Origin of the sequence: Nocardia sp. NPDC058497, from assembly GCF_042720195.1 — a bacterium.
Classification (GTDB): Bacteria; Actinomycetota; Actinomycetes; order Mycobacteriales; family Mycobacteriaceae; genus Nocardia.
In genome coordinates, this window is the sequence record NZ_JBHXMY010000246.1 from 1 (window position 1) to 8,356 (window position 8,356).

The window sequence follows — 8,356 nt, forward strand, 5'->3', positions numbered from 1 at the left end:
TCGAACACCGACCCTTCCGAGACGGCCGACGGCTCGTGTCTGCGCCGAACTCCCGTTCCGGGTGCAGCTGCAGCTCTTCGGACAGGGTCACCCCGACCCGGCCCGCCTCGAGCAGGTCGACCAGCTTGGCCCGGTCCTCGAGCTCCGGGCAGGCGCCGTAGCCGAAGGAGTACCGCGCACCGCGGTAGCCGAGCTTGAAGTACTCGAGGATGTCGGCGGGATCGTCGTCGGCGACCGACTGGCCGTCCAGGGTCAGTTCCTCGCGCACCCGGCGGTGCCAGTACTCGGCCAGCGCCTCGGTGAGCTGCACGCCGATGCCGTGCACCTCGAGGTAGTCGCGGTAGTTGTCGGCCGCGAACAGCGCGTTGGCGAAGTCGGCGATCGGCTGACCCATGGTCACCAGCTGGAACGGCAGCACGTCGACCTGGCCGGTCTCGCGGGCCTGCTCGCGCGAGCGGATGAAGTCGGCGATGCACAGGAACCGGTCGCGCTGCTGACGCGGGAAGGTGAACCGGTACCGCTCCGTCGCGTCGGCGTCCGGCTCGGTGAGCACGATGACGTCATCGCCCTCCGACACCGCCGGGAAGTACCCGTAGACCACGGCGGCATGCTGCAGCACGCCCTCGGTGGCGAGCCGGTCGAGCCAGGCCCGCAGCCGCGGACGGCCCTCGGTCTCCACCAGTTCCTCGTAGGAGGGCCCGTCACCGCTGCGCTGACCACGCAGGCCCCACTGCCCCAGGAACAGCGCCCGCTCGTCGAGCAGACCCGAATACTCCTGCAGCGGCAGGCCTTTCACCACGCGGGTGCCCCAGAACGGCGGGGTCGGCACCGGCAGATCGGCGGCAACGTCGGAGCGCTCCGGCACCTCGATCGGCACCTCGGCGGCCTTGCGCTCGGCGGCGATCCGCTTGGAGCGCTCGTGGCGGGCCTTGCGCTCGGCGGCCTTCTCCTTGGCGGCGAGCGCCTCGGGGCTGTCGGGATCGAGACCGCCGCCGCGCTTGACGGTCATGATCTCGTCCATCAGCCGCAGGCCCTCGAACGCGTCGCGGGCGTAGTGCACGTCGCCCTCGTAGACGGCGGTGAGGTCGTTCTCCACATAGGCGCGGGTCAGCGCGGCGCCACCGAGCAGCACCGGGAACTGTTCGGCGACACCCTTGGCGTTGAGTTCCTCGAGGTTCTCCTTCATCACCACGGTCGACTTCACCAGCAGCCCGGACATGCCGATCACGTCGGCCTTCTTGTCCTGGGCGGCGTCGAGGATGGTGGCGATCGGCTGCTTGATGCCGAGGTTGACCACCTCGTAGCCGTTGTTGGACAGGATGATGTCGACCAGGTTCTTGCCGATGTCGTGCACGTCGCCCTTCACGGTGGCGAGCACGATCCGGCCCTTGCCGGAGTCGTCGGTGGCTTCCATGTGCGGTTCCAGGTGCGCGACAGCGGTTTTCATCACCTCGGCCGACTGCAGCACGAACGGCAGCTGCATCTGGCCCGAGCCGAACAGCTCACCGACGGTCTTCATGCCCGACAGCAGCGTCTCGTTGATGATCCGCAGCGGCGGCACCGTCTGCATCGCCTCGTCCAGGTCGACATCGAGGCCGTTGCGCTCACCGTCGACGATGCGCCGCTCGAGCCGCTCGAACAGCGGCAGCGCGGCCAGTTCCTCGGCGCGCGAGGCCTTCGACGACGCGGTCGAGACACCCTCGAACAGCGCCATCAGCTTCTGCAGCGGGTCGTAGTCCTCGCTGCGGCGGTCGTAGATCAGATCCAGCGCGACCTGGCGGTGCTCGTCGGGAATCCGGCTCATCGGCAGGATCTTCGAGGCGTGCACGATCGCCGAATCCAGGCCGGCTTCGACACATTCGTGCATGAACACCGAGTTCAGCACCTGCCGGGCGGCGGGGTTCAGGCCGAAGGAGATGTTGGACAGACCGAGGGTGGTCTGCACGTCCGGGTGCTTGCGCTTGAGCTCGCGGATGGCCTTGATGGTCTCCTCGCCGTCCTTGCGCGACTCCTCCTGGCCGGTGCCGAGGGTGAAGGTCAGCGTGTCGACGATGATGTCGGACTCCAGCAGACCCCAGTTGGTCGTGATGTCCTCGATCAGCCGCTCGGCGATGGCGACCTTGGCCTCGGCGGTGCGCGCCTGGCCCTCCTCGTCGATGGTCAGCGCGACGACCGCGGCACCGTGCTCGGACACCAGCCGCATGATCTGCTGGAACCGCGAATCCGGGCCGGCGCCGTCCTCGTAGTTCACCGAGTTCACCGCGCAGCGGCCACCCAGGTGCTGCAGACCGGCCTGCAGCACCGGCGGTTCGGTGGAGTCGAGCATGATCGGCAGAGTCGAGGAGGTGGCCAGGCGCGAGGCCAGCTCGTTCATGTCCTTGCTGCCGTCGCGGCCGACGTAGTCGACGCACAGGTCGAGCATGTGCGCGCCGTCGCGGGTCTGGTCCTTGGCGATCTCGAGGCAGCGCTGCCAGTCCTCGGCCAGCATCGCGTCGCGGAATGCCTTGGAGCCGTTGGCATTCGTGCGCTCACCGATCATCAGGATCGAGGCGTCCTGCTCGAACGGGACCGCGGTGTACATGCTCGACACCGACGGCTCGTGCTCGGGCGTGCGCCGCGCCTCGATCGGGGGCAGCGTGGTCTCGACCTCGCGCACCGCCTCGGCGACCTGGCGGATGTGCTCCGGGGTGGTGCCGCAGCAGCCGCCGACCATCGCGAGACCGAACTCGGAGACGAAGCCGCTCATCGCGACCGCGAGCTCCTCCGGGGTCAGCGGGTACTCCGCGCCGTTCGCGCCGAGCACCGGCAGGCCCGCGTTCGGCATCACCGACACCGGGATCTGCGCGTGCCGCGACAGGTGCCGCAGGTGCTCGCTCATCTCGTCGGGGCCGGTCGCGCAGTTCAGGCCGATCATGTCGATGCCGAGCGGTTCCAGCGCGGTCAGCGCCGCGCCGATCTCGCTGCCGACCAGCATGGTGCCGGTGGTCTCCACGGTGACGTGGGTGATGATCGGGATCCGCCGGCCCGCGGCGATCATGGCCCGCCTGCTGCCGGTGATGGCGGCCTTGACCTGCAGCAGGTCCTGGCAGGTCTCGATCAGGATGGCGTCGGCGCCGCCGTCGAGCATGCCGAGGGCGGCCTCGGTGTAGGCGTCGCGCAGCGAGACGAACGGCGCGTGACCCAGCGTCGGGAGCTTGGTGCCGGGGCCCATCGAGCCGAGGACGTAGCGCGGGGTGCCGTCGGCGGACGGACCCATCTCGTCGGCGACCTCCCGCGCGATCCGGGTGCCGCGCTCGGACAGGTCGCGGATCCGGTCCTGGATGTCGTAGTCGGCCAGGTTGGGCAGGTTGCAGCCGAAGGTGTTGGTCTCCACCGCATCCGCGCCCGCCGCGAAGTAGGCGCGGTGGATGTCGGCGAGGACATCGGGGCGGGTGTCGTTGAGGATCTCGTTGCATCCTTCGAGGCCACGGAAGTCGTCGAGCGTCAGATCCGCGGCCTGCAACATCGTGCCCATCGCACCGTCGCCGATGACGACACGCCGTCGCAGCGTGTCGAGGAGCGTGGTATCGAACCCGGTGGGCAAGGACGCAGACATGAGTCAAGACTAATGGGCGGCTCCGACGCGCAAGACCACTGCGGGTGAATCGAGTGGCGCCGGACACAGCTCGAGCGGGAAACACGCAACAGCGCCGGTCACCGCAAAACAATTCGCCGAAGACACTAGGCTGACCGGGTGGATGCCAGTGAAACCCCCGAGACGGAACTGCCGACGTTGCGCAATCCCGTGCTGGTCGCGGCCTTCGAGGGCTGGAACGACGCCGGTGACGCCGCCAGTGGCGCGGTCGAACATCTGGAGTTGATCTGGGACGCGGAACCGCTCGCCGAACTCGATTCCGAGGACTACTACGACTACCAGGTGAACCGCCCGACGGTGCGTCAGGTGGACGGGGTGACCAGGGAGATCCAGTGGCCATCGACCATGTTGTCGGTGTGCTCGCCCCCCGGTAGCGACCGCGACGTCGTGCTGCTGCGCGGGATCGAACCCAATATGCGCTGGCGCAGCTTCTGCAACGACCTGCTCGAGTTCATCGAGCAGCTGGGCGTGGAGACGGTCGTCATCCTCGGCGCGTTGCTGGCCGACACGCCGCACACGCGGCCCGTTCCGGTGACCGGTTCGGCGTACAGCCCGGAGGCGGCCGAGCGGTTCAGCCTGGAACAGACCCGGTACGAGGGCCCGACCGGGATCACCGGGGTGTTGCAGGACCAGTGCGTCAAGGCCGGGGTGCCCGCGGTGTCGTTCTGGGCGGCGGTGCCGCATTACGTGTCGCAGCCGCCGAACCCGAAGGCCACGATCGCGCTGCTGCACCGGGGGGGGGGGGGGCGCGAGAGCGGGGTTCCGCGCGGGGGGCGGCCGGCGCAGGCCGAGGAGTGGGAGGCGGCGGTCAACGAGATGACCGTCGGCGACGAGGAGATCAACGAGTACGTGCGCTCGCTCGAGGAGCGCGGCGACGCGGCGATCGACCTCAACGAGACGATGTCGAAGATCGACGGCGACGCCATCGCGGCGGAGTTCGAGAAGTACCTGCGCCGGCGCGGACCGGGCAGTTTCGGCCTCTGACCTTCGTTCTCCGGGAGTTCGCCACGGGGGAACCGCCCGGCTGCAGGCGGCAGGCCGCCTAGACTCCTTCGGGTGCCGAACCACCCGATCGTCACTCATCTCCGGGGATTCGGCGACCGGATCGCGGTGCTGCACCGGCACCCGGCAGCGCCCGCCGACACCCTGCACCGGGTGACCTATGCCCAGCTGGCCAACCGTGTCGCGGCCTTCGCGGCGCGGCTGGGCCCGGCGCGGCGGCTGGTCGCGCTGACCGCGGGCAACGATCTCGACTCGCTCGTCGCCTACCTCGGCGCGCTCGACGCGGGGTGTGTGGTGCTGCTGACCGGCGAGCTCTCCGGTGAACTCGCCGCAACCTACGATCCGGACGTCGTCGTCGACCACGGCCGGATCGTCACCGAGCGCGCGAGCTCGGCGCACCGGCTGCATCCGGAGCTGGCGCTGTTGCTGAGCACGTCGGGATCGACCGGGTCGCCGAAGCTGGTGCGGCTCTCGGCGCGCAACCTGCTCGCCAATGCCGACTCCATCGCCCGCTACCTCGAGATCGGGCCGCGGGATCGCGCGGCGACCACGCTGCCGCTGTTCTACTGCTACGGGCTGTCGGTGGTGCACAGTCATCTGCTGCGCGGCGCGAGCCTGCTGCTCACCGACCGGTCGGTGAGCGACCCCGGGTTCTGGGACGAGTTCCGCGCGCACCGGGCGACCTCGTTCGCCGCGGTCCCGTACACGGTGGAACTGCTGGACCGGATCGGTTTCGCGGACATGTCCCTGCCCGATCTGCGCTACGTCACCCAGGCGGGCGGCAGGCTCGAACCGGACCGGGTGCGCGCCTACGCGCGGCTCGGCGCGGCGGCGGGCTGGCGGTTCTTCGTGATGTACGGGCAGACCGAGGCCACGGCCCGAATGGCCTATCTGCCACCGGAACTGGCGGTGGATCATCCCGACTGCATCGGAATACCGGTGCCGGGTGGGCATTTCACGCTCGAGCCGGTCGACGACGGCGCCGCCGACGAACTCGTCTACCACGGCCCCAACGTCATGCTCGGCTATGCCCGCCGCCCCGCCGACCTGGCGCTGGGCCGCACCATGGACGCACTGCGCACCGGCGACCTGGCGCGACGCACCGCCGACGGCCTGTTCCAGGTCGTCGGCAGGCGCAGCCGCTTCGCGAAGCTGTTCGGGCTGCGCATCGACCTCGGCCGGATCGAATCCGAGCTCTCCGCAGCCGGTTTCGGTGCAGCGTGCTCCGACGACGGCGCGCGCTTGATCGCGGCGGTGAGCGGCACGGGCCGTGGTGATCCCGCCGCGCTGATCGCCCGGGTGTCCGGGCTGCCCGCGACGGCCACGGCGGTCGTGACCGTCGGCGAGCTGCCGCGCTTGGCCAACGGCAAGATCGACTACCCGGCCGTGCGGGCGCTGGCCCCGGAACCGACCGCGACGGGCGACGATGTCCGGTCGATCTACGCCGACGCACTGGCGATCCCCGCCGACCGGATCTCACCGGAACAGAGTTTCGTGGAGCTGGGCGGCAATTCGCTCAGCTACGTCACCACGGCCGCCCGGCTGGAACGGGTCATCGGCCGGTTGCCCGCCGACTGGCCGCAGCAGCCGATCGACCGGCTCGAGCGGACACCACGCTCGCGCACCGGCTTCGGGCGCGCGCTGGACAAGTCCACGGCGCTGCGCGCGATCGGCATGGTGCTCGTCCTCGGCTCGCATATCCAGCTGTTCGAACTGTGGGGCGCGGCGCACGTGCTGCTCGCGGTGGCGGGCTACAACTTCGCCCGCTTCGCGGTGAGTTCGGCGCCTGCCGCACAGCGGCTGCGGCACACCGGCCGCGCGGTGGCGATGATCGCGGTGCCGACGGCACTGTGGGTGCTGATCACCATGATCGTCCAGCCGGGCTATTACAGCTGGCAGAATGTGTTGCTGCTCAACAAGATCCTCGGTCCGCGCAATGACACGGCGGGACATCTGTGGTTCCTGGAGGTGCTGGTCTACTGCACGGTGGCCGCGGCGCTGCTGCTGCGGATCCCCCGGATCGACCGGTGGGAGCGGCGCGCGCCGTTCTGGTTCGCCCTCACGCTGCTCGGTCTCACCCTGGTGCTGCGCTGGCACTCGTTCGGGCTCTACCCCGAGCGCGATATCCCGTTGTCACCGCTGGCCTGTTGGTACTTCGTTCTCGGCTGGGCCGGAGCGAAGGCGACGGCAGTCTGGCAGCGGCTGATCGTCAGCGCCGTGCTGCTGGCAAGTGTGCCCGGGTATTTCGGCGTCATCGATCGGGAACGCCTGGTCATGGCGGGCATCCTGGTGCTCGTCTGGTTGCCCGCGCTGCGCGTGCCCGCCGTCGTCGCCGTGGTGGCGGTGATGGTGGCCGACAGCTCCTTGTTCGCGTACCTGCTGCACTGGCAGGTGTACCCGGTGTTCGGCGACCGGCGACTGCTCGCACTGTTCGCCTGTCTCGCGGCCGGAGCCGTCGCTACCGGGATGGTGGTTCGGTGTCGGCGGAGGTGGCCACGGCTAACGCTCCAGAGTCAGAACCTGGGCGGCCGCTTCGTGCGCCAGCTTCGCGATCAGCATGTCACGCGGGATCGTCTGGCCGGCAAGGTGATCGAGTGACGGCACCACCACATGGTGGGCATCGGCACGCTTCAATTCCTGCGTGAGCTCGGCAAACGCCGCACCGTCACCCGCGGTCGATTCGTGGAACGTCGCGGCGAAACACATCCCCGCGGTGCGCGCCAGGCTGCGTAGCGCGTCCTCCAATTGGTCGCTCTGGCCGTCGGCCAGATCGTCCCGCAAGTATCCATAGATCAACGCTTCCACCCGAACCTCCGTTGGATAGGGATCGCTGTTCTGTTGTCGGATCCCCCCGCGCCACGCCGTGCGTCGCGCGGGGGTACTGCGTTGCCCTGCAAGCTCTCCTGCAGAGCGGGTGTCCGGTCTGCGGGCCGAGCACCTGCTTACAGCATGCGTATTCGCGGCCCGCCGCAGCAGATGTCAAGCGGATGACATCTACATGCCCTATTCGGGACGCCGAACGTTAACTGGTGGGATACTACCGCCGTGACCGCAACTGATGATCGACCCGTCTGGGCTGTTCGGATGCGTTCGGAACGTGACGCGAGGGGATGGTCGCAAGCCGATGCCGTCCGCGCGATGCGTGCCAAGTCCTCCCACAACCTGCCGACGGACAGTACTCTGCTGCGCAACTGGCGGCGCTGGGAATCCGGGGAATCGCGCCCCGACGAGTTCTACGCGCCGATCATCGCGGCCGCGTTCGACACCGTCACCGCCGCGTTCTTCCCCAAGTCCCGGCCCAACCGCGATGACGAGCTGTTATCGGCAACGGGTATGGACACCCTGGAGTTCATCGGCAGGCTCCGGATGTCCGACGTCAACAGCGCGACCCTGGACGCGGTGCGGATCACCGCCGAACGGCTGTGCTGTGAGTACGCCTACGCCGACCCGCACGAGCTGCACGCCGAGGGCACCGCGTGGCTGCGCCGGATCACCTCGCTGCTCGACGGCAGGCTCACCCTGAGCCAGCATCGGGAAATCCTCGTGCTGGCGGGCTGGGTGGCGTTGCTGGTCGGTTGCGTCGACTACGACCTCGGGCAGCGGGCGGGCGCCGAGGCGACCCGCCCGGCCGCCCAATCGCTCCCTGTCTCGTATACACAAAAGACGCAGCCGACGAAAAGATATGTTTATATATCGTTGGTCGCCGTATCAATAAAAATA

Annotated in this window: 4 protein-coding genes and 1 pseudogene; 3 read left to right on the forward strand and 2 right to left on the reverse strand. The window is 68.9% G+C overall.

Going from position 1 to position 8,356, the window contains the following annotated elements:
• Positions 1 to 3,595: methionine synthase (metH, locus tag ACFWPJ_RS17720; protein WP_378852598.1), on the reverse strand; the 3,595-nt coding region annotated here is incomplete at its 3' end.
• Between the two features lie 138 nt (positions 3,596 to 3,733).
• Between metH and ACFWPJ_RS17725 the strand changes: the two genes are divergently transcribed.
• Positions 3,734 to 4,618: a PAC2 family protein gene (locus ACFWPJ_RS17725; RefSeq protein ID WP_378852600.1), complete on the forward strand. Its 885-nt coding sequence runs from the start codon at positions 3,734 to 3,736 to the stop codon at positions 4,616 to 4,618.
• Positions 4,619 to 4,690: 72 nt separating this feature from the next.
• Positions 4,691 to 7,234 (forward strand): AMP-binding protein, encoded by a 2,544-nt coding sequence (locus ACFWPJ_RS17730; protein WP_378852602.1) that lies wholly within the window; start codon positions 4,691 to 4,693, stop codon positions 7,232 to 7,234.
• On the opposite strand, the gene ACFWPJ_RS17735 is transcribed toward ACFWPJ_RS17730, so the two are convergent.
• Entirely contained in the window at positions 7,136 to 7,441 is a 306-nt protein-coding gene (locus tag ACFWPJ_RS17735) for a hypothetical protein (RefSeq protein WP_189023021.1), read from the reverse strand. The two genes, ACFWPJ_RS17730 and ACFWPJ_RS17735, sit on opposite strands and share 99 nt — an antisense overlap.
• A 279-nt stretch (positions 7,442 to 7,720) precedes the next feature.
• Here ACFWPJ_RS17735 and ACFWPJ_RS17740 point away from each other — a divergent pair.
• Positions 7,721 to 8,356 (forward strand): annotated as a pseudogene (locus ACFWPJ_RS17740) (hypothetical protein); the annotation flags it as partial.